Here is a 20,454-nt window from a genome sequence, read left to right as displayed (position 1 = left end):
ACAGGAGACTCTCACCGATGACGATGACGAACCCGGCCGAGCGGCTGGTCGACCTGCTCGACCTGGAGCAGATCGAGGTCAACATCTTCCGCGGCCGCAGCCCGCAGGAGTCCTTGCAGCGGGTCTTCGGCGGGCAGGTGGCGGGCCAGGCCCTGGTCGCCGCCGGCCGCACCACGGACGGCGAGCGCCCGGTGCACTCGCTGCACGCGTACTTCCTGCGTCCGGGCCGGCCGGGTGTGCCCATCGTGTACCAGGTGGAACGGGTCCGGGACGGGCGGTCGTTCACGACCCGCCGGGTCACGGCCGTGCAGCAGGGCCGCACGATCTTCAATCTGACCGCCTCCTTTCACAAACCTGAGGAAGGTTCGTTCGAGCATCAGCTGCCGCCCCGCGAGGTGCCGGACCCGGAGTCACTGCCGACGGTCACGGACGAGGTCCGCAAGCATCTGGGTGTTCTGCCCGAGCAGTTGGAGCGGATGGCGCGCCGCCAGCCGTTCGACATCCGGTACGTCGACCGGCTGCGCTGGAACGCCGAGGAGGTGCGGGGGGCCGAGCCCCGCAGCGCCGTGTGGATGCGTGCGGTGGGACCGCTGGGTGACGACCCGCTGGTGCACACGTGCGCGCTGACCTACGCCAGCGACATGACCCTGCTGGACGCGGTCCGCATCCCGGTCGAGCCGCTGTGGGGGCCGCGGAGCTTCGACATGGCCTCGCTGGACCACGCCATGTGGTTCCACCGGCCGTTCCGGGCCGACGAGTGGTTCCTGTACGACCAGGAGTCGCCGATCGCCACCGGCGGCCGCGGTCTGGCACGAGGCCGCATCTACGACCTGCGGGGGCGCCTGCTCGTCTCGGTCGTCCAGGAGGGCCTGTTCCGGGCCCAGTAGTAGCCCGGTTCCGTCAGACGGCGGCGGGACGTGGACCTCTCCGCCGCAGCCAGGCCCGCAGCCCTCGGGGCGGGACCGGCGCGGTGGGCGCCGGCCGCCCAGGGGTGGCGCCCCGGGCGGGCCTCGTCCGCGCCGCGGCGGTGCGTTCCGGCCGGTCGTCCTGCGGGGCTGCCGGGTGAGGAGAGGGCCGATGGGCACGCGTTTCCCGGATCTCCTGGGCCAGGGCGCTGCGCAGCCAGCCGATCTCGTCGGGGTCGGCGGCGGTCGTGATCGCCTCGGCGAGGTGGGCGGAGGGGGAACCGGGTGCGCCGTGGCCGGGCGGGCCGGGCCGGAACCGGTGCAGACGCGCCCGCTCGTCAGGGTCCCTGACGACGTCCGCGACCTCGACGGGGTCGAGGAAGGCGGCGAAGGCGCCGGCCCGCTGCCAGGGGTCGTCGTCCGCCTGACGCAGCAGGAACCCGAGCTGCCGTCCTCGCCAGTTGCGGGCGCGCAGGTCCACTCCGGCCGCGAGCCGGCCCCGCAGCGGCTCGGGCGTCGGGCCCTTGAGGAGGGACGCGTTGGCGCCGTCGGCCGCGAACTGGCGTAGTTCTTCGGCGAGGTAGAGCCAGACCACGGCGCGGTAGCGGTTGAGGTAGAAGCGGACCGGGACGAGCAGGCCGAGTCGGGCGAGCCGGCTGAACCTACCGGCGGGCATCTCCATGAGCGCGGCGCCCTGGGTGACGCCGACGACCTCGACGCGCTCGCGGACCGTGCCCGGGAAGCCGTCCTGGCCGAGGAGGCTGTCGACCTCGGCCCGCTCGATACGACCGCGCCCGGCGCCGCCTTCGTCGGGCACGGTCCGGATGAGGCCGAGGTGGACGGCGAGGTCGAACTCGCTCCGCCTGAGTCCCAGTTCACGCGCGGCGCGGCTGGGCCCCCAGGTGAGGGGCCGGGCTGGGGCAGTGATCTCTGCGGACATGGTCGTACTCCCCCGTGGAGTCGGTGGCTCACGCCCTGTGCGATCGCCGTACACACACGGTAGCCGCCCGGGCGGATCCCGTGCGGGCCTGTGGATAACTCCGGAGGACTGAACGAACCGGCAGGTCAGAGGTCTGTGGTGGGCGTGTGTTCGGGCTGTCTGGCGTCCACACCGAGGTGTTCGCCGACCCGGTTGACGAGCAGGGTCATCTCGTAGGCGATCTGCCCGATGTCGACTTCGGCGCCGCTGAGCACGCACAGGCAACTGCCCGTGCCGGCCGCGGTCACGAACAGGACGGCGTCGTCGTACTCGATCATGGTCTGGCGTACTCTGCCCGCGCTGAAATGGCGTCCGGACCCCTTGGCCAGGCTGTGCAGACCCGACGCCACGGCGGCCAGATGCTCGGCGTCCTCCCGGCGCAGGCCCGTGCTCGATCCCGTCACCAGTCCGTCGTTCGACAGGACCAGCGCGTGCCGCACGTGGTCCACCCGCTCGGTCAGATCGTCGAGAAGCCAGCCGAGTCCCTGGTTCTGCGCCATGTTCATCTCCCCGTGTTCCGTCTCCCCCTGGCTGGAGGATCTGTCCGCAAGCCTTCCCCACGACCCGCGTCCGGAGCAAGGAGGATGGGGGCATGGCACGGAAGATGACCGACGAGGAATGGCGGGCGTTCGTCTCGCACGGCACCCGCACCGGCAAGCTGTCCACCGTTCGCGCCGATGGGAGCCCGCACATCGCCCCGGTCTGGTTTCTGCTCGACGGGGACGAGGTGGTGTTCAACACCGGGAAGGACACCGTGAAAGGGCGCAATCTCGCCCGTGACGGACGGATCGCCCTGTGCGTGGACGACGACCGACCGCCGTTCGGCTTCGTGGTGCTCAGCGGTCGCGCCCGGCTGTCGGAGGAACTGGACGAGGTGCGCCTGTGGGCCACCCGGATCGCCGCACGCTACATGGGCGAGGCGCGCGCCGGGGAGTTCGGCGAGCGCAACGGAGTTCCGGGCGAGCTGCTGGTCCGGATGACGATCGACAAGGCCCTGGCGGTGCGGGGCATCGCGGACTGAGGAACGCGGTCAGCCGACCGAGTCGAGCAGCCGGGCGGTGTGCATCCGCCCGGCGTACTCGACGAGCTGGATCAGGACGTCCTTGCCGGAGTCGCGTTCACGGGCGTCGCACAGGACGACGGGTGTGCCCCGGTCGAGGTCGAGGGCGCGGGAGACGTCGGGAGCGCCGTACGTGCGGGCCCCGGCGAAGCAGTTGACGGCGACGACGAACGGGATCTGCCGGTGCTCGAAGTAGTCGACCGCCGGGAAGCAGTCCTCCAGCCGCCGGGTGTCCGCGAGGACTACGGCACCGAGCGCGCCCTGCGAGAGTTCGTCCCACAGGAACCAGAAGCGGTCCTGTCCGGGCGTGCCGAAGAGGTACAGCGAGAGACCGGAGCGGATGGTGATGCGGCCGAAGTCCATGGCGACGGTGGTGGTCACCTTCTGGTCCACTCCGTCCGTGTCGTCCACGGACTGTCCCGCCTCGCTCAGCAGTTCCTCGGTGCGCAGGGGGCGGATCTCGCTGACGGCGCCCACCAGGGTCGTCTTGCCGACGCCGAAGCCGCCGGCGACCAGTATCTTCAGCGCCAGGGCGGACGTGTCGCCGCCGGGGCCGTGCTGCTCGGAGACCATGATCACTTCTCTCGGGTGGGCGGGGGTTCGTCGATGTCGGCGTGCTCGGGACGTGAAGGGCGGGGGGCGGGCGGCGGAGCTCAGACGGCGGGGTGGGGGGCACGGTGCGGAGGCGGCGTCCTCGCTGGTGGTCGCGGACGCCCGTCTACAGGGCCCGCAGTCCGGCGATGACCTCGCGCAGAATCCGTTCGTCGGGCAGGTGCGCCGGAGGCACCGGGCGGCTGACGGTGACGCACCCCAGTTCCAGGAGGTCGCCGAGGAGGACCCTGACCACTCCCACCGGGAGGTCTGCGTCGGCGGCGAGTTCGGCGACGGACTGGGTCTCCGTGCGGCACAGGCCGATGAGGGTGCGGTGTTCGGGTCCGAACGGGGAGTCGAGACCGATCGCGGGAGCACCGGGGTCCAGGGTGACCAGGGCGATGAGGTCGAAGCGCACTCCGGTGGGGCCGGGCCGGGTGCGTCCACCGGTCATGGCATACGGGCGGACCAGGGGCCCGGCCTCGCCGTCGTACCACTGGCTGCCCGGCTCCAGGGGGACGCCGGTCCTGTCCTCGGTCATGCGTGCCGCCCTCCGGGTTCATCCGGCGGCCGGCGGCCGGGCCGCGACGCGCGGTGCCGTGCCCAGGTGTTCACCGACGCGCTTGACCAGGCGTGCCATCTCGTAGGCGACCAGGCCGATGTCCGCCGTGGCGGCGGTGAGCAGCGCCAGGCAGGAGCCGTCGCCGGCGGCGGCCACGAAGAGGAAGGCGTCGTCCATCTCGACCATGGTCTGGCGTACGCTCCCTGCTCCGAAGTGGCGTCCCGCGCCCTTGGCGAGACTGTTGAAGCCCGACGCCACGGCGGCGAGGTGCTCGGCGTCCGCGCGTTCGAGGCCGGTCGAGGCGCCGACGGCCAGACCGTCGTTGGACAGGACGACGGCGTGCCGTACCTCGCGCACCCGCGCCACCAGGTCGTCCAGCAGCCAGTCGACCTCGCCGGACCGCTGGGCGGCCCCCGGGTTCGGGTCGTGGATCATGCGCCGTCTCCTTCACTGATGTCGCTGCCCGCTTCCGGGCCCGTGGTGGTGCCGCGGCCGGGTCGCCTGCCGCCGCCGCGCGCCCAGCCGTCTCGGTAGGCGGCCATCCGGTCCCGTACGAGTTCGGGGGTGCGCGGATCGTCGGCGCCCGGAGCGGAAGTGGCCGGCGGGTGGTCGGCCGGCGGGTGGCGGAGTTGTGGGGCGAGGCTCGCCTGGCGTACCCGGCGGGGCAGGCCGTCGGGTGGTTCGGGGTCGTTCGGTGGGCGATGCGGCCTCAAGGTGGCGACTCCCGGGGGTGGCGGCTGGTTCGTGGCGGTCGACGGCCCCGTCTGCGGTGCGGTCGGCGATTCCGTCTGCGGTGCGGGGGCGGTGACCGCGAGGGCGGGACGGTGCCCCTGGGCGGGGATGGCGTCCCCGGGCGGGGTGGCACGAGGCACGTGCGCGTACGCCCGGTGCCGGTCCGCCAGCGCCTGTGCCCCGCCCGGGGATGAACGTTCCGTCGGCGCGATGTGCAGGAGCGCCGTGGGGAGCAGGACGACGGCGGTCGTACCGCCATAGGGAGAGGTCCGCAGGTGGACCCTGATGCCGTGCCGGGAGGCGAGTCTGCTGACCACGAAGAGGCCGAGGCGGTCGCTGTCGAACAGGTCGAGGGTCTCGGACTGCTCGATGCGCCGGTTGGCCTCGGCGAGGGCTTCGCCTCCCATGCCGAGGCCCCGGTCCTCGACTTCGAGGGCGTAGCCGTTGCCGACGGGTTCGCCGGTGACCCGCACGCGCGTGTGCGGCGGGGAGAACTGGGCGGCGTTCTCGACGAGTTCGGCGAGCAGGTGGGTGAGGTCGGCGACCGCCGTGCCGATGACGGCCGCCTCGGGGAGGCGGCGTACCTCCACGCGCGCGTAGTCCTCGACCTCGGACACCGCGGCGCGGACGACGTTCGTCAGGGACACCGGCATGCGCCAGGCTCGGCCCGGTGCCGCTCCGGAGAGGATGATCAGGCTCTCAGCGTGGCGTCGCATGCGGGTGGTGAGGTGGTCGAGCCGGAAGAGGTCGCTCAGCTCGCTGGGGTCGTCCGAGCGTCGTTCCATGCGGTCCAGCAGCCCGAGCTGGCGGTGGACCAGGATCTGGCTGCGCCGGGCCAGGTTGACGAAGACTCCGGAGATGCCGCCGGCGAGTTCGGCGCGCTCGACCGCGGCGTGCAGGGCGGCCCGGTGCACGGTGGTGAGGGCCTCCGCCACCTGGCCCGTCTCGTCCTCCGCGGGCGGTCCTGAGGGCGCCTCGGCCTGGATGTCGATCTCCTCGCCCGCACGCAGCCTGCGCATCGCCTCGGGAAGTTTGCGGCGGGCGATCTCCAGAGCGTCGTCGCGCAGGTTAACCAGTTCGACGACGAGGCCGCGGCCGATGCGTACGGAGATGACGAGTGACGCGGCGACGGCGGCGAGCCCGAGGAGTACGGCGGCGCCGGCCGGGGTGAGCAGCCCGCGCGTGACGGGGTCCGAGTTCCCCGCGACGGCCCGGCCGGTGCCGGTCGCGATGGCCCGCATTCCGTCACGCGCGCGTGGGCGGTGTTCCAGGCCGGACCGGGTACCGCGTCGAGTGCGGCGGCGCCGGGCCGCGCGGCGAGGATCCGGTCCTCCGCACTGTCCAGCGCGGGGAGGGCGCCGCTGTGGGCGAGGTCGCGCCACGCGGACCGCTGGGGGCCCGGCAGGTCGCCGACAGCCGTGTCCGTGAAGGTGCGGCGGGTGGAGACGGCCCCGGTGAAGAGCCGCAGCCGCTCGCCCTGGAGGCCTCGGGCCAGGCGTGCGCCGCCGAGGACGGCGTCCTCCTGGGCCAACGCCTCCTCCGCGCGGGAGAATTCGAGCAGTACGCGCGCGTGGGAGCCGATGTCGGCCTGCTGGATGCCGGTGAGCGCGCCGTCCACGGCGAACGCCGACGCGATGGTGCGGGTGTACTGCGCGTAGGCCGTGTCCCATCCTGCCGTGTGGTCGAGTACGGCCTTCCGCAGCGCGCCGAGGCGCTCGGCACCGGTGACGAAGGCCTTCAGGCGCCCCGAGACGGGGGCGGGCAGTTCCTGGCTGTCGGCGACGGTGCCGTCGTCACCGAGCCGCAGCGCGGCCACCGCCCGGTCGGTGCGGGCGGCGAGCCCTTCGTAGTCACTGGTCCCGTCGGCGTCCCGGGCAGTGGCCCGGCGCACGGCATCGGCACGCTCGGCCTGCAGCGCGGCGACGGCTGCGGCCAGTGGCGTGCGCAGTTCGGCGTCGACCCGCCGGGACGCGCGCAGCCCGGCCACGTCCTGTGCGGTGCTGACGGCGGCGTAGCCCCACAGGCCGAGGAGGGAGACGACGGGCACCATGAGCAGGCAGACGACCTTGGCGCGCACGGTCCGGGGGCGTGTGTGCCACCGCCTCGACCGTGGGCGCGCGCCGTCCGGCAGCGTTCCGAGGGTGCGCTGGATGTCTTCGTCCGCGGGTGGTCCGGCGTGCGCGCGCCGGCCGCGGCGGTGCGCCGGCGGCACGCGGGTGCCGGTGGCCGGTATGTCACGGGGTGGGCGCATGGCCTCCTCGCTCGGTACGTGGGTCGGGGGACGCTCCGGCGCCGGGCCGGGCAGGTGAGGCGGAGGCCTGCTCATGGGCGGCGTTCCGCACGGGCCGCTGTGCGGAGGCGGACGCCGATCGCTCGTCCGTGGTGGGCGAGAGGGCGACGAAGGCGGAGGTGATGAACAGGTAGGACCCGAGGCCGACGGCGAGGGGGAAGATGAATTGCATCGCCGTGGCCCCGGGCAGGGCCTCGCCGGACGGGGTGACGCGCACGCTCACCGCGAACATGCCGGTGTAGTGCATGCTGCTGACGGCCGCGCCCATGACGAGCGAGGCGACGGTGACCGCGAGGGGGGACCTGATGTTGAGCCCCGCCCACAGGGCCGCGGTCGCGGCCACCACGGCGATCAGCACCGACAGTCCGACGAGGACCGGGTCGTAGGTCACGTCGCCGTGCAGCCGCACCGCCACCATGCCCAGGTAGTGCATGCTGGCGACGCCGAGCCCGGTGATGAGACCACCGAGGACGAGCGCCCGGTTGCGGTCCTGGCTGTAGCCGACGACGAACACGCCGGCGCAGACGACGGCCATGGCGACGAGCAGGCTGAGGATGGTCAGCGGTACGTCGTAGCGGACGTCGGTGCCGCTCACGCGGAAGCCAAGCATGGCCACGAAGTGCATGGTCCAGATGCCGGTCCCGATCGCGGAGGCGGCGGTGACGAGCCAGTTGCGGCGCGAGCGTCCGGAGGCGCCGAGCGCGCGGACGGTGCAGCGCAGTCCCAGTGCGGCGCCCGTGCAGGCCATCACGTACGACAGCACGGGGGTCAGCCAGCCGAAGGCGGCGTGGTCCAGGTGTCCCATGGCCCCGGGACGCTAGCCGGGGCACGGGGGCACAAAGGGGGCGCATTTCGAAAGGTGTTGGAATCTGACACAGAGAGGCGACGGAACGATCGCGTCCCGCTCGAACATGCGCACAAGGACGTCCCTCTCACCGGTGAGGAATGATGCGGTCATGAGCGACGACCACACGCACGTCCAGGAGTTCTTCACCGCCCGGGCGGCCGACTGGGACGCCCGGTTCCCCGACGACGGGCCCGCCTACGACGCCGCGGTGGCCTGCCTCGGGCTGCGCGCGGGTGACCGGGTGCTCGACGCGGGCTGCGGCACGGGCCGGGCGCTGCCGCCTTTGCGCGCCGCGGTGGGGGCCGGCGGAGTAGTGGTGGGCGCCGATCTGACCCCGGCGATGCTCCAGGCCGCCGTACGCGCGGGCCGGGACCGTGAGGGGCGCCTGCTGCTCGCGGACGTGGCCGCGCTGCCGTTCCGCTCCCGGTCCCTCGACGCGGTGTTCGCGGCCGGCCTCATCGCGCACCTGCCGCAGCCCGGCGAGAACCTGCGGGAACTGGCCCGGGTGGTGCGGCCGGGCGGCACACTCGCACTGTTCCACCCCATCGGCCGGGCCGCCCTGGCGGCACGTCAGGGGAGACAGATCACCCCGGACGACCTGCGTGCCGAGCCCCGGCTCGGGCCGCTGCTGGCCGGCGCGGGCTGGCGCCTGACGCTGTACGTCGACGAGGACGCCCGGTTCCTCGCACTGGCGGTACGTGAGGACTGACCGCCCACGCCGCTCGGTACCGCCCGGCTGCCGCCGAGTCCAGCCCGCGCGCGTACGTGTGGCGGGACATTGCCGACGGCACTGAAGGGTGGCGTGGTGAGCCTGGGCCGCGGGCTCCGGAATTCGAACGGCATGCTCAGTGGGCGCGAGCGTCGCGGTGAGCGTTTGCGTGTCGACCCGGGTCGGGGGCGAGCGGCGATTGACGCTGGGGCCCGCTGTTCCGCCGCTGCCGCCACATCGCCAAATCCCTGTGAAAGAAAAGTGGATGGGCGATCAGTGCCGGGCTCTCCCACGGGGAATGTGGTCAGTATGTTCGACACAATGCGCAAGTACGCCGCCCGGTGGCGCGCCTCCACGCGTGCGGAGTCGGTGAGCGCTCGGGAGAGACGTGCGCACAACTTGTTCGAGGCCGCGGCCGTCTATGTGGCAGCCTGCGCGGAGGACGACCAGGACCGGATCGACGAGGCGGCGGGCTGGGTGTCTCCGGAGGCGCTGTCGTTCGGCGTGAACGAACTGGCGTGCCGGGCCGTGATCGCGTTGGCGCGTGAACGCGACGAGCCGCCCGGGGCGGTGGCCCGGGATCTCCTCGGGCTGCCGGCCGCCTGAGAGAGCCGACTGAGAGAGGAGCCTCCACCGAGGTCGATTCGCCCCCGTCCAGGTGGAAACCTGCAGCTCCGCGTGGTGTGACCAGTCGTGACAAGCGCCTTGCGCTCGCATTAGGGTGCGCGCCGACGGACGAACCACTGGAGGCAGGGATGGCCGGGACGGACGATGAGCCCGTCGCCGCCGCAGACGACGCGCTGTACGTGCTCACGGCGGTGCTGCTGACGCCGGCGCAGTTTCCGAGCGTGCTGGGCGACGACTATCCGGAGGCCTGCGCGGCCCTCGGGCTGGCGCCGCGCGCCGACGGGTACGGGCTGGTGCTGGGCCAGGACGGGGACGGTGCCCGCTGGACGGTCGTCATCGACGACGTCTCGCTGGTCGCGGTGGCGATCGCCTCGTGGGACTGCGGCATGGAGTACGAACTGTCGCCGGACGAGCGCACGGTCGTCGGCGCACTGCCGGGCTGGCCGCTCGCGGTCGCCGTGGCCGCCCCCGGCGTGCCGGCGCCGCACGATCCCGGGCCGGACCTCACGGACCGCCCCGCCCTGACCCCTCCGGACACCGGCACCTGGGGTCCGGCACAGCGGCGCCTCGGTGCCGACGAGATCGCGCTGCAGTGGGCGGTGTGGCGCGAGCAGATCAAGGACGGCGACTTCCCGGCAGCGGCCGACCCCGCCAAGTCAACCGAGGCAACCGAGGCAGTCGGAGCGGCCGAGGCTCCGGCAGGTGGCGGCGAGGACGCTCCGAAGGGGCAGCGCAGCGGCGTGCGCCGGGTGCTCGCCGAGGCGCGGGGCTATGTCGACACCCCGCCGCCGCTCGGCCGGGTGCGCTCGTCGTTCGCCCCCGGCGACGCCCGCACGCTGCGCGCCGACGGCCCAGGCTGGTCCATGGTCGCCCGCACGGACGACATCGCGTTCGTCCTGCTCGACGAGCAGCCCGGCGAGGTCCTGCCGGTGGGCCGGGGACCGGAGCTGCCCGGCCTGCTGGAGGCGCTCGACAAGATGGCCGTACGGCCCAGTTGAGCCCGGGGCACCGGGCGCGCCCGGGGGCGCACGGTCCTGGACGGCTCAGGAGCGCGTGCCGGGCCGTGGCAGGCGCCTCCGGGCCGGCCTGCCGGCCCTCAGCCTCAGCCTCAGCCTCAGCGACCGATTTCCTTGCGCATAACGCGACGGAGCCTGCGCCGCTGGGAGGGATCCAGCGTGAGGTACGCGGCCGCCGGGACTCCTACCACGATCAGGAACGCCACCCACCAGGGCAGCCATATCAGCAGGATGAGCCCGACCGCCACACCTCCTGCGGCGATCTTCGCGTTCTTCGACATGAGCGTCGCCTCCTTCGCGGCCACTGCCGCTCTCTGCTGTGAAAACGGGCTCCGGATCCACACGGTTCCGCATCGGGACCCTGAGACGACCCTGAGATCCACCCGTACGGGAGTGATACGGGTCACCGGACCAGCATGCGGGGTGCACGGCCGTCGTGCTGTAGCCTCGGCGACTCTCATCTGGTAGTCAAATTTGAGGAGTGCAGACCGGCTGTGCAGAGGATTCCCACGGCACCATCCTCCGAGCTGTCCCGACTGACCCACTGCTGCACCGTGTTCCTGCCGTCCGAACCCGCGCGTGCGGGCCGGATGGCCTTCTGGCGGCCCGACGGCGGGGAACCTCCGGCTTCCGCGCACGAGCCGTACGAGGACCTTGACGTGATCCTGCCCGTCCGGGGAGGGACGGCTGTCGAGCGGGTGACCCTGCCCGCGCTGCTCCTGCCGGTGCGAACTGCCCTGCCGCTGCTCACCCGGGCGCGCACCGATCCCGCGAGCCCCCCGTCCACCGCCTTCTGGGCGACGGCCGGTCAGCTGGCCCTGCACTTCCTGGCGCGCGGCCTGCTGCTGCCCGGCCTCTCCCCCGGTGATCACGACGCCTGGCGGGTGGGGCCGCTGTCCGCGCGCGACGGGGGACTGGTCCGGGAACTCGCCGCCGCCATGCCGCCTCAGGCGCACGCCGTACCGCTCGGCGCGGGCACATCGCCCCGGCTGCCCCGTCCGGAACGGCTGCTCCGCGCCTTCCTGGACGCGATCGCCGACACGCTACCGCGCTCCTCCGCGGCGGCGATGGTCACGGGCACCGCCGCCTACGCCGCCCACGAACCGCGGTCCCTGCCGGGACTGCGCGCGTGGGCCGACGACATCGCGGCGTGCCACGAGGCGGGCGTACGGCTCTCCCTGCGCGTCGAAGCGCAGGGACTGCACGAGGCCGCGGACGCCGATGCCGTGCGGTTCCGAGTGGTCCCACAGGTGCACGGCACGAGTGGATCCTCCGCCCTCGCGGATGCCGCCGACCTGTGGGCCGACTCCCCCCACACGCGGGAGGCGTTCGGCGCGCACGCGCGGACACGGACGCTGCTGGCCCTGCGCCGGGCCGCCCGCGCCTGGCCGGCCCTGACACCGCTGCTGTCCGCGGCCGTCCCCGACGTCCTGGACCTGGCCGACGACGAGGTCACCGAACTGCTGGGCGCGGGAGGGCAGGCCCTGGACGCCGCGGGGGTCGACGTGCACTGGCCCGCGGCGCTGTCCCGCGGGCTCACGACTCAGGCAGCCTTCGGGCCGGCCGAGGACGGGACGTCGACCGGGAAGGAGGGGGCGGCCCTGCCCTCGTTCCTCCCCAGCGACAGCCGGCTGGCGTTGCGCTGGTGCTTCACCCTCGACGGCCACGAGCTGACCCGGGAGGAACTCGACCGGCTCGCGCAGGCCCAGCGCCCCCTCGTGCGGTTGCGCGACGGATGGGTGCTGCTCGACCCGCGGGAGGCACATCGCGCCCGCGCGCGGGAGCACCGCTCCGTCACACCGGTGGAGGCACTGGCAGCCGCTCTGACGGGCTCCACCGAGGTCGACGGCCGACGCGTCGCGGTGCGGCCCACGGGATGGGCCGCACGGCTCCGGGAGCGGCTCGCCCAGCCGGAGTCGGCGGAGTCCGTGACGCAGCCACCGGGGCTGGCCGCCACACTGCGGGACTACCAGTTGCGCGGCCTCGGCTGGCTGGCCCGGACGACCGCCCTGGGGCTCGGCTGCTGCCTGGCCGACGACATGGGGCTGGGCAAGACGGTCACGCTGATCGCTCTCCATCTGCACCGGCAGGCCGACGCCTCGACGGCCGGTCCCACGCTCGTGGTCTGTCCGGCGTCCCTCCTCGGCAACTGGCAGCGTGAGATCGAGAGGTTCGCTCCCGGCGTCCCGGTGCGCCGGTTCCACGGGTCCGGGCGCGACGCCGGCACCCCGGCCGACGGGGAGTTCGTCCTGACGACCTACGGCACGATGCGCCTGGATGCCGAGCGGCTCGGCCGCGTGCCGTGGGGCATGGTCGTCGCCGACGAGGCGCAGCACGTGAAGAACCCGTACTCGGCGACGGCGAGGGCGCTGCGTTCCCTCGGCGCACGCGCACGCGTGGCGCTCACCGGCACCCCGGTGGAGAACAACCTGACGGAGTTGTGGGCGATCCTGGACTGGACGACACCGGGACTGCTGGGCCGCCTCGCCGGCTTCCGCGCACGGTACGCGCAGCCCGTCGAGGGCGCCCGGGATCCCGCCGCCGCCGAACGACTGGCCCGGCTCGTGGGACCGTTCCTGCTGCGACGCCGCAAGTCGGACCCGGGCATCGCGCCGGAACTGCCACCGAAGACCGAGACCGATCACCCGGTGTCGCTCACCCCCGAACAGGCGGGACTGTACGAGGCGTTGGTCCGCGAGACGCTGGACCGGATCTCGCACACCGACGACATGACCCGACGGGGCCTGATCGTGAAGCTGCTGACCGGTCTCAAGCAGATCTGCAATCACCCGGCGCAGTTCCTCAAGGAAGACGATCCGGTGCTCGGCGGACGGTCCGGGAAGCTGGAACTGCTGGACGAATTGCTCGGCACGATCCTCGCGGAGGGCTCGGGCGTGCTGGTGTTCACGCAGTACGTGCGGATGGCCCGCCTGCTGGAACGGCATCTGACGGCCCGTGGGGTGCCCTCGCAGCTGCTCCACGGCGGCACCCCGGTCGCCGAGCGCGAGGCCCTGGTACGCCGGTTCCAGGACGGCGCCGCGCCCGTGTTCCTGCTGAGCCTGAAGGCGGCGGGGACAGGGCTCAATCTCACCCGGGCCGACCATGTCGTGCACTACGACCGCTGGTGGAACCCGGCCGTCGAGGCACAGGCGACGGACCGCGCGTACCGCATCGGGCAGACCCGCCCGGTGCAGGTGCACCGGCTGATCGCCGAGGGCACCGTGGAGGACCGCATCGCGGAGATGCTCGGACGCAAGCGGGAGCTGGCGGACGCGGTGCTCGGCTCCGGCGGGACCGGTCCGGCAGAACTGACCGAACTGACGGACGCGGAACTGGCCGCACTGGTGGAACTGCGCGGGGAGGCACGATGAGTCACGACCAGCAGGAGCACGACCGCGATCCGGTGTGCACGTTTCCCGTTCTGCCGCCCGCGCGTGGGCGCGCGTTCGCGCAGAGCTGGTGGGGGCTCGCCTGGCTGCGGGCGCTGGAGGACGGCGCCCTGGACGGGGCCGCCGTGAAGTCGGGGCGCAGGCTCGCGCGGGCGGGTGCCGTAGGCGCCGTGACGGTACGCCCGGGCCGCGTCACGGCCGTGGTGCGGGATGCCAGGAACACGGCTCACCGCGCGGACATCCTGGTGCCGCAGCTGTCGGAGGAGCAGTGGGTCCGTTTTCTGGACCATGCGGTGGAGCAGGCCGGGCACCTGGCCGCGCTCCTCGACCGGGAGCTGCCCCCGCACCTCATCGAGGACGCGGCGGTGAGCGGTGTCGACCTCCTGCCCGGGATCGGTGAGCTGGAGCCGGAGTGCGACTGCGACGCGTGGGACCACTGCGGGCACACGGCCGCCCTGTGTCTCCAGGTGGCGCGGCTGCTCGACGAGGATCCTTTCGCGCTTCTGCTGATGCGCGGCCGGGAAAGGGGAACGTTCCTGCAGGAGCTGCACGTGCGCAGCACAGCACCCCGGAAGACACCGTCGGAGAGCGCAACAGAGACGGGGACGGGGACAGGGGCCGAGACGGAGACGGGGGCAGAGACGGAGGCCGACGGCGTGGACGCGGCCGAGGCCTGGGCGGCGGCCGGCATCCTGCCGCCGCTGCCGGCCCTGCCCCCGCTGCCGGACACGCCCGGTGTGCCGCCGTCCCTCGACACCGGGGCCCCGCCGGCGCCCGGTGTCGACCCGGCGGCGTTGGAGCACCTGGCCAGGCGGACGACCGTAGAGGCGTACCGGCTGTTCGGGCAGGTTCCGGAGGCTCCCTCGCCGGCCGAGTTGCCGGCGGCTCAGGACGCCGTGCGCCTCGCCGACGGGGCGCCGCCCGATACGGTCGCCGACCGGCTCGCCGAGGGGTCGGGGCGTGGCCGCGAAGGCCTGGCGGTCGCCGTCAGGGCCTGGCGGGTGGGAGGCGTGACGGCCCTGGGGATGCTCGACGAGGAGTGGCAGGTGACGGGAGACGCCCTGGCACGCGCGCGTGCGGCTCTGGAAGAGGCCTGGGAGGCGGACGAGCGGCCGCCGTTCCAGGTGCACGGCAACCACTGGACCGTGCCCGGAGAGCCGGCCCAGCTGCGCCTGGGACAGGACGGCCGCTGGTGGCCGTACCGCGACGAGAACGGCCGCTGGGCCCCTGCGGGAGACCCGGACCGGGACCCGTCGACCGCCTTGGCGACGGCGCGGCTCGTCTCGGAGAAGGAGCCGGGGCCGGACGGCATGTGAGAGCGCGACGGCGGACGTGCGGCTGTCGGCCGCCGCACGACGACGTGCGGCAACACCACCGACGGCAATGCGGCGACGACGCAGCAAGACCGTGTGCCCCTGGAGGGGGACGCCCGCGTGAGGCACGAGGTACTCACGCGGCATCGCGCGCGTGAGGCACCCCTGACGCTGCCCCACGCGCGCGTGCCGTCAGCCCCGCGCTCCCAGCAGGTGGTCCATCGCCAGCTGGTCGAGGTGCTCGAAGGCCATGCCGCGCGCGGCCGCCGCCTCCACGTCGAAGTCCTCGAAAGCGGTGTGGTCGGCGAGCAGGGCCCGCAGGCCGTCCGCCGCGGTCGGCAGGGCGAGCTGGTCGAGGCGCGCGGCGCGCAGGGCCTCCTGGACGTCGGGATCGGCGCGGAACGCCGCCGAACGCTCCTTCAGGATGAGGTAGTTGCGCATGCACCCGGCGGCCGAGGCCCACACGCCGTCGAGATCCTCGGTCCGCGGCGGCTTGAAGTCGAAGTGGCGCGGGCCGTCGTAGCCGGCGCTCTCCAGCAGGTCGACCAGCCAGAACGCGGCCCGCAGATCGCCCGCGCCGAAGCGGAGGTCCTGGTCGTACTTGATGCCGGACTGGCCGTTGAGGTCGATGTGGAAGAGCTTGCCCGCCCACAGGGCCTGGGCGATGCCGTGCGGGAAGTTGAGTCCGGCCATCTGCTCGTGGCCGACCTCCGGGTTGACGCCGTACAGCTCGGGCCGCTCCAGGCGCTCGATGAAGGCCAGCGCGTGCCCGACGGTGGGCAGGAGGATGTCGCCCCGGGGCTCGTTCGGCTTGGGCTCGATGGCGAAGCGGAGGTCGTAGCCCTGGGCGGTGACGTACTCGCCGAGGAGGTCGAAGGCCTCCTTCATGCGGTCGAGGGCGGCGCGTACGTCCTTGGCGGCGCCCGACTCGGCGCCCTCGCGGCCGCCCCAGGCGACGTACGTCTTCGCGCCCAGCTCCGCGGCCAGGTCGATGTTGCGGATCGTCTTGCGCAGCGCGTAGCGGCGTACGTCGCGGTCGTTGGCGGTGAACGCGCCGTCCTTGAAGACGGGGTGCGTGAAGAGGTTGGTGGTGGCCATCGGCACGGTCATGCCGGTCGCGTCCAGGGCCTGGCGGAAGCGCTTGACGTGCGACTCGCGCTCGGCGTCCGAGGCCCCGAAGGGGATCAGGTCGTCGTCGTGGAAGGTGACCCCGTGGGCGCCCATCGCGGCCAGGCGCCGCACCGTCTCGACCGGGTCGAGGGCGCTGCGGGTGGCGTCGCCGAACGGGTCCCGCCCCTGCCAGCCGACGGTCCACAGACCGAAGGTGAACCTGTCCGAGGGGGTGGGCTGGTAGCTCATGCCGCGGCTCCTTGCTGCTGACGACGTTGCGTGGAGGTTGCTGACGACTATTTCGTCATGGCCGTTTACAAATTAGTATGCGGACGCGCCCCCGGGAAGAGTCAAGATGTCTTTGTCGACAAGGCGCCTGCGAGACACGCACCAGATCCGGCACAGCCGCGGAAGAGGGAGAGCCCGATGTCAGCAGCCGAGGGACCACTCGTCGTCGGTGTGGACACGTCGACCCAGTCCACGAAGGCGCTGGTCGTCGACGCGGCCACGGGGCGGGTCGTCGCCCGCGGGCAGGCGCCGCACACCGTGTCCTCCGGGGCGGGCCGCGAGAGCGACCCACGTCAGTGGTGGGAGGCCCTGTGCTCGGCGCTGGGCCAGTGCGGTGACGCCGCGCGCGAGGCGTCCGCCGTGTCGATCGGCGGCCAGCAGCACGGCCTCGTCACGCTCGACGCGCGGGGCGAGCCGGTGCGCCCGGCGCTGCTGTGGAACGACGTCCGGTCCGCGCCCCAGGCCCGCCGTCTGGTCGAGGAGCTGGGCGGTCCGAAGGGCTGGGCGGACCGCGCGGGCAGTGTGCCGGGGGCATCGTTCACCGTTGCCAAGTGGGCCTGGCTCAGCGAGCACGAACCGGAGGCGGTCGGCGCGACGAAGGCGGTACGGCTGCCTCACGACTACCTCACCGAGCGGCTCACCGGGCATGGCACGACGGACCGCGGCGACGCGTCCGGAACCGGCTGGTGGGCGTCGGCCACGGAGGCGTACGACGAGGAGACCCTCGCGCACGTGGGGCTCGACCCTGCCCTGCTGCCCCGGGTGGTGCGGCCCGGCGAGGTGGCCGGCACCGTGCGCGACAGCCATGACCTGCCTTTCTCGAAGGGCACCCTGGTGGCGGCCGGCACCGGCGACAACGCGGCGGCGGCGCTGGGGCTCGGCCTGCGTCCGGGCACCCCGGTGCTCAGCCTGGGCACCTCGGGGACCGTGTACGCCGTCTCCCGGCGCCGCCCCGGCGACCCGACCGGCACCGTGGCCGGCTTCGCCGACGCGCGCGAGGACTGGCTGCCGTTGGCCTGCACCCTGAACTGCACGCTGGCCGTGGACCGGATGGCCGCCCTGCTGGGCCTGGACCGCGAGGCCGTCGAGCCCGGCACCTCGGTGACCCTGCTGCCGTACCTGGACGGCGAACGCACACCGAACCTGCCGAACGCCTCCGGCCTGCTGCACGGGCTCCGCCACGACACCACCGCCGGCCAGGTGCTTCAGGCCGCCTACGATGGCGCGGTCCACTCGCTGCTCGGCGCGCTCGACCTGGTGCTCGACGAGGACGCCGACCGCAGCACCCCCTTGCTGCTGATCGGCGGGGGCGCCCGGGGCGCGGCCTGGCAGCAGACCGTACGACGGTTGTCCGGGCGGCCGGTGCAGGTGCCCGAGGCGAGGGAACTGGTCGCCCTGGGTGCCGCGGCGCAGGCGGCCGGACTGCTGACCGGCGAGGACCCGGCCGCGGTCGCCCGGCGCTGGAACACGGCCGCCGGTCCGGTCCTGCCGGCCGTGGAGCGGGACCGCCCGGCGCTGGAGCGGATCGCCGGGGTACTCTCCGACGCGGCCCCCCTGCTGGAACGGGGGACGGACTCCCCGTGAGCCGGGCCGACGACCCTATCAGCCGGCGGAACAACCGCTCGGCTCGGCCGCGGGCACCGCGCGGGGCCGGGCACGGCGCAGACACCGAGGACTGACGCACAGCATGACCGCACCGCTGCACGAGGCACGCCCGCCGGGTGCCGGCCGTGCCCTGCCAGACACCCAGCAGGGCATGCGCAGGCGCAATCTCGCCCGCGTGATGCACGCCGTCCGCGCGGACGGACCGCTGTCCCGGGCGGCGGTCGCCTCACACATCGGACTGACCCGCGCCGCGGTGTCGACGCTCGTGGACGAGCTGATCCGCTCGGGCCTGCTGGAGGAACTGGGCCCCGAACGTCCGGGCCGGGTGGGCCGCCCGGGGTCGGCGCTCGCGCTCAGCGGGTGCGGCCCGGCGGGGATCGGCGCGGAGATCGGCGTCGACCATCTCGCCGTGTGCGCGGTGGACCTGCGCGGCGCCGTCCGCGCGCGGGCGGTGCGGAACGGAACCAACCGGGGCCGCGATCCCAGGCCGGTGACCGAGGAGCTCACGGCCTTGGTCCAGCGGGTCGTCGTCGACGCGGAGCGGCAGGGCCTGTGGCCGGCGGGGATGGCGGTCGCCGTACCCGGGCTCGTCGCCCGAGACGGCCGTACCGTCGTCCGGGCGCCCAACCTCGACTGGTACGACACGGATCTCGGCGCCCTGCTGCCCCGCGATGTGCCGCTGACCGTGGACAACGAGGCGAACTTCGGCGCGCTGGCCGAGCTGTGGCTCGGGGCGGCCACCCCCCGCGACTTCCTGCACGTCTCGGCGGAGATCGGCATCGGGGCGGCGGTCGTCGTGGACGGTCAGGTGCTGCGGGGCACGCGCGGGTTCGCCGGGGAGCTGGGCCATGTGCCCGTACGGCCGGACGGGCTCCCGTGCCCGTGCGGGGGGCGCGGCTGCCTGGAACAGTACGCGGGCGAGGTGGCGGTGCTCCGTGCGGCCGGTCTGCGGCCGCGCGGGAACCTCGCCGGCCTGCTCACGGAGCGCGCGGACGACGGCGACGAGGCTGTGCGGCGCGCGCTGCGGGAGGCGGGTCAGGCGCTCGGCGTCGCGCTGACCGGGGCGGTCAATCTGCTCGACCCGCAGACGGTTGTGCTCGGGGGCGCCCTCGCCGGGCTCTCGCCCTGGTTGCTGCCCGCCCTGGAAACCGAGCTGCGGGACCGCACTGCGGGGCCGGCGTGCCCGGTGGCCGTGTCCGCGCTGGGGTCCGAGGGCCCGTTGCTGGGCGCCGCCCACTCGGTCGTCCGGGCCGTGCTGGACGACCCCGCCTCGGTGGCCGCCCGCTGACCCCCGCCCCGGCCGGGGCCTGGGCGTTTCCTCTCACCGGTCCCTCTTCCAGGGCCCGATCGCGAGCTTCCCCGTCGTCCCGAGGTCCAGTTCCGGAGTCACGGTCACGGGCCGCGCGCCCTGCCTCGCCCAGACCCTGACGTAGGGGGCGTTCACCGGGGTGCCGGCGAGAACCGTGTTGCGCCAGACCAGTCCCGCGTGCGCGCGCTCCCCCGGCGCCAGGGTCAGTGGACGCGCCGGGCCGTCGGCTCCCGTGCCCTGCGCAACGGCGGAGCCGCCGTGGAGGATCCGGACGCCGGGCACCACCCTGTGGTCCAGTCCGAGGGGGCTGATCCTGGCGTAGCCGGCCAGGTGGTACGGGGTGCTGCCGCAGTTCTCCAGGTGGAGCGTGACGACGCGCAGGCCCATCGCCGCGTCGCCGTCGTCGGCGTACAGCCGTGTCCCGGACGCCGGACAGGGGCCGCCCGGCGCCGGTGCCTCGGCGGTCGGGACGCTGCGCACCTTGACGATGTCCACTCCGGACCAGTCGGAGGCGGTCGTGTTGCCGCGGCCGAGCGTTCCGCTGACGGTTCGGCCCGGCTTCACACCGGCGAGGACCCGGGTCGCCGTATCCCTCAGGCCTCCGGACGCGGAGCGGAACCCGAACGTGACGGTGTAGGTGAGGGTCACGTCCTCGTGGTTGGTGACCTGGAACCCGGCGCAGCCGCCGGCACGGTCGCCCGGGCCGGTCATCCGCACCCCGTTCGTCTCCTGGGCGGAGGAACGGGAGGAGTCGGGCGGTGCCGCCGGCGGCTGGGACGCGGACGGTGCTCCCGCCTGGTGGGTCCCGCAGGCCCCTCCGAGGGAGGCGGATGGGTCACCGGCTCCGGCAACGGAGGCAGGCCGGTCACCGGCGCCGACAGCTGTTTCCCGGCCGCAGGCGGACAGCATGCCGAGTGCGGCGAGGGACAGAGCGGCGGCAGCCGTGGGCCGGAGGCGGAGGGGACTCATCCGCCGAGTCGATCACGCCGGAAGCCCGGGGTCTGTGGTGGAAGCCATGCTTCCGGTCACAGCCCCGTCACAAGGGCCTCTCGCCGTGCCGCAGCGGGACCGAGCGCCCGGCACCGAGCCGCGCACGAGGGCCGCGCACGAGGGCCACAACGG

At 73.7% G+C, this 20,454-nt stretch carries 18 protein-coding genes and 1 pseudogene; 9 read left to right on the top strand and 10 right to left on the bottom strand.

Translation table 11 applies throughout. The features are described from left to right. The first annotated feature begins 23 nt into the window (after positions 1–23). Positions 24–887 carry an acyl-CoA thioesterase II gene (locus DBP14_RS31305; RefSeq protein WP_129312171.1) on the top strand — a complete coding sequence of 288 codons (864 nt, stop codon included), beginning with the start codon at positions 24–26 and terminating at the stop codon, positions 885–887. Between the two features lie 13 nt (positions 888–900). Here the strand turns inward: DBP14_RS31305 and DBP14_RS31300 are convergent, their stop codons facing one another. After that, positions 901–1,845, bottom strand: a complete 945-nt coding sequence (locus tag DBP14_RS31300; RefSeq protein ID WP_129310852.1) for a DUF6397 family protein — start codon at positions 1,843–1,845, stop codon at positions 901–903. A gap of 125 nt (positions 1,846–1,970) precedes the next feature. After that, entirely contained in the window at positions 1,971–2,384 is a 414-nt protein-coding gene (locus DBP14_RS31295) for a roadblock/LC7 domain-containing protein (protein ID WP_129310850.1), read from the bottom strand. Positions 2,385–2,476: 92 nt separating this feature from the next. On the opposite strand from DBP14_RS31295, the gene DBP14_RS31290 reads away from it, so the two are divergent. After that, on the top strand, positions 2,477–2,905 hold the full coding sequence (locus DBP14_RS31290; protein ID WP_129310848.1) for a PPOX class F420-dependent oxidoreductase: 429 nt from the start codon (positions 2,477–2,479) through the stop codon (positions 2,903–2,905). A 9-nt stretch (positions 2,906–2,914) separates the two neighbouring features. Here the strand turns inward: DBP14_RS31290 and DBP14_RS31285 are convergent, their stop codons facing one another. From DBP14_RS31285 to DBP14_RS31265, 5 genes and pseudogenes are all read right to left on the bottom strand, one after another. Further along, on the bottom strand, positions 2,915–3,517 hold the full coding sequence (locus DBP14_RS31285) for an ATP/GTP-binding protein (RefSeq protein ID WP_129310846.1): 603 nt from the start codon (positions 3,515–3,517) through the stop codon (positions 2,915–2,917). 145 nt (positions 3,518–3,662) lie between these two features. After that, complete coding sequence (locus DBP14_RS31280; RefSeq protein ID WP_129310844.1) at positions 3,663–4,076, bottom strand: DUF742 domain-containing protein; 414 nt, start codon at positions 4,074–4,076, stop codon at positions 3,663–3,665. 18 nt (positions 4,077–4,094) lie between these two features. Next, positions 4,095–4,532 (bottom strand): roadblock/LC7 domain-containing protein, encoded by a 438-nt coding sequence (locus DBP14_RS31275; protein ID WP_129310842.1) that lies wholly within the window; start codon positions 4,530–4,532, stop codon positions 4,095–4,097. Continuing rightward, positions 4,529–7,080 (bottom strand): annotated as a pseudogene (locus DBP14_RS31270) (nitrate- and nitrite sensing domain-containing protein). The gene DBP14_RS31275 and the pseudogene DBP14_RS31270 overlap by 4 nt, the downstream one beginning before the upstream one ends. Continuing rightward, complete coding sequence (locus tag DBP14_RS31265) at positions 7,064–7,924, bottom strand: MHYT domain-containing protein (RefSeq protein WP_241741081.1); 861 nt, start codon at positions 7,922–7,924, stop codon at positions 7,064–7,066. The pseudogene DBP14_RS31270 and the gene DBP14_RS31265 overlap by 17 nt, the downstream one beginning before the upstream one ends. Positions 7,925–8,075: 151 nt before the next feature. On the opposite strand from DBP14_RS31265, the gene DBP14_RS31260 reads away from it, so the two are divergent. The 3 genes from DBP14_RS31260 (at position 8,076) to DBP14_RS31250 (ending at position 10,300) form a co-directional block, all read left to right on the top strand. Further along, the gene (locus DBP14_RS31260; RefSeq protein ID WP_129310840.1) at positions 8,076–8,675 is read left to right on the top strand and encodes a class I SAM-dependent methyltransferase; all 600 of its coding nucleotides are present in this window, start codon (positions 8,076–8,078) and stop codon (positions 8,673–8,675) included. A gap of 309 nt (positions 8,676–8,984) precedes the next feature. Continuing rightward, positions 8,985–9,281 (top strand): hypothetical protein, encoded by a 297-nt coding sequence (locus tag DBP14_RS31255; RefSeq protein WP_129310838.1) that lies wholly within the window; start codon positions 8,985–8,987, stop codon positions 9,279–9,281. A 149-nt stretch (positions 9,282–9,430) separates the two neighbouring features. Further along, entirely contained in the window at positions 9,431–10,300 is an 870-nt protein-coding gene (locus tag DBP14_RS31250; protein WP_129310836.1) for a hypothetical protein, read from the top strand. 116 nt (positions 10,301–10,416) lie between these two features. Here DBP14_RS31250 and DBP14_RS31245 read toward each other — a convergent pair whose 3' ends face one another. After that, on the bottom strand, positions 10,417–10,599 hold the full coding sequence (locus DBP14_RS31245) for a hypothetical protein (protein ID WP_129310834.1): 183 nt from the start codon (positions 10,597–10,599) through the stop codon (positions 10,417–10,419). A gap of 213 nt (positions 10,600–10,812) precedes the next feature. Here DBP14_RS31245 and DBP14_RS31240 point away from each other — a divergent pair, with 213 nt between their 5' ends. Next, positions 10,813–13,689, top strand: a complete 2,877-nt coding sequence (locus DBP14_RS31240) for a DEAD/DEAH box helicase (RefSeq protein ID WP_241741080.1) — start codon at positions 10,813–10,815, stop codon at positions 13,687–13,689. Continuing rightward, positions 13,686–15,023: an SWF or SNF family helicase gene (locus DBP14_RS31235; RefSeq protein WP_129310830.1), complete on the top strand. Its 1,338-nt coding sequence runs from the start codon at positions 13,686–13,688 to the stop codon at positions 15,021–15,023. Before DBP14_RS31240 ends, DBP14_RS31235 begins: the two co-directional genes overlap by 4 nt. A 189-nt stretch (positions 15,024–15,212) precedes the next feature. On the opposite strand, the gene xylA is transcribed toward DBP14_RS31235, so the two are convergent. Beyond that, positions 15,213–16,379, bottom strand: coding sequence for a xylose isomerase (gene xylA / locus DBP14_RS31230; RefSeq protein ID WP_129310828.1), 1,167 nt, complete (start codon positions 16,377–16,379; stop codon positions 15,213–15,215). A gap of 177 nt (positions 16,380–16,556) precedes the next feature. On the opposite strand from xylA, the gene xylB reads away from it, so the two are divergent. Both xylB and DBP14_RS31220 read left to right on the top strand, forming a co-directional pair. Beyond that, on the top strand, positions 16,557–18,002 hold the full coding sequence (gene xylB / locus DBP14_RS31225) for a xylulokinase (protein WP_129310826.1): 1,446 nt from the start codon (positions 16,557–16,559) through the stop codon (positions 18,000–18,002). 103 nt (positions 18,003–18,105) lie between these two features. Further along, positions 18,106–19,311 carry an ROK family transcriptional regulator gene (locus DBP14_RS31220; RefSeq protein ID WP_129310824.1) on the top strand — a complete coding sequence of 402 codons (1,206 nt, stop codon included), beginning with the start codon at positions 18,106–18,108 and terminating at the stop codon, positions 19,309–19,311. Positions 19,312–19,344: 33 nt separating this feature from the next. Here DBP14_RS31220 and DBP14_RS31215 read toward each other — a convergent pair whose 3' ends face one another. Then, positions 19,345–20,301, bottom strand: a complete 957-nt coding sequence (locus DBP14_RS31215; RefSeq protein WP_129310822.1) for a DUF4232 domain-containing protein — start codon at positions 20,299–20,301, stop codon at positions 19,345–19,347. Positions 20,302–20,454 lie beyond the last annotated feature (153 nt).

It is taken from the genome of Streptomyces sp. L2, from assembly GCF_004124325.1.
Lineage (GTDB): Bacteria > Actinomycetota > Actinomycetes > Streptomycetales > Streptomycetaceae > Streptomyces.
This window is presented reverse-complemented; position numbering and strand designations above follow the sequence as displayed.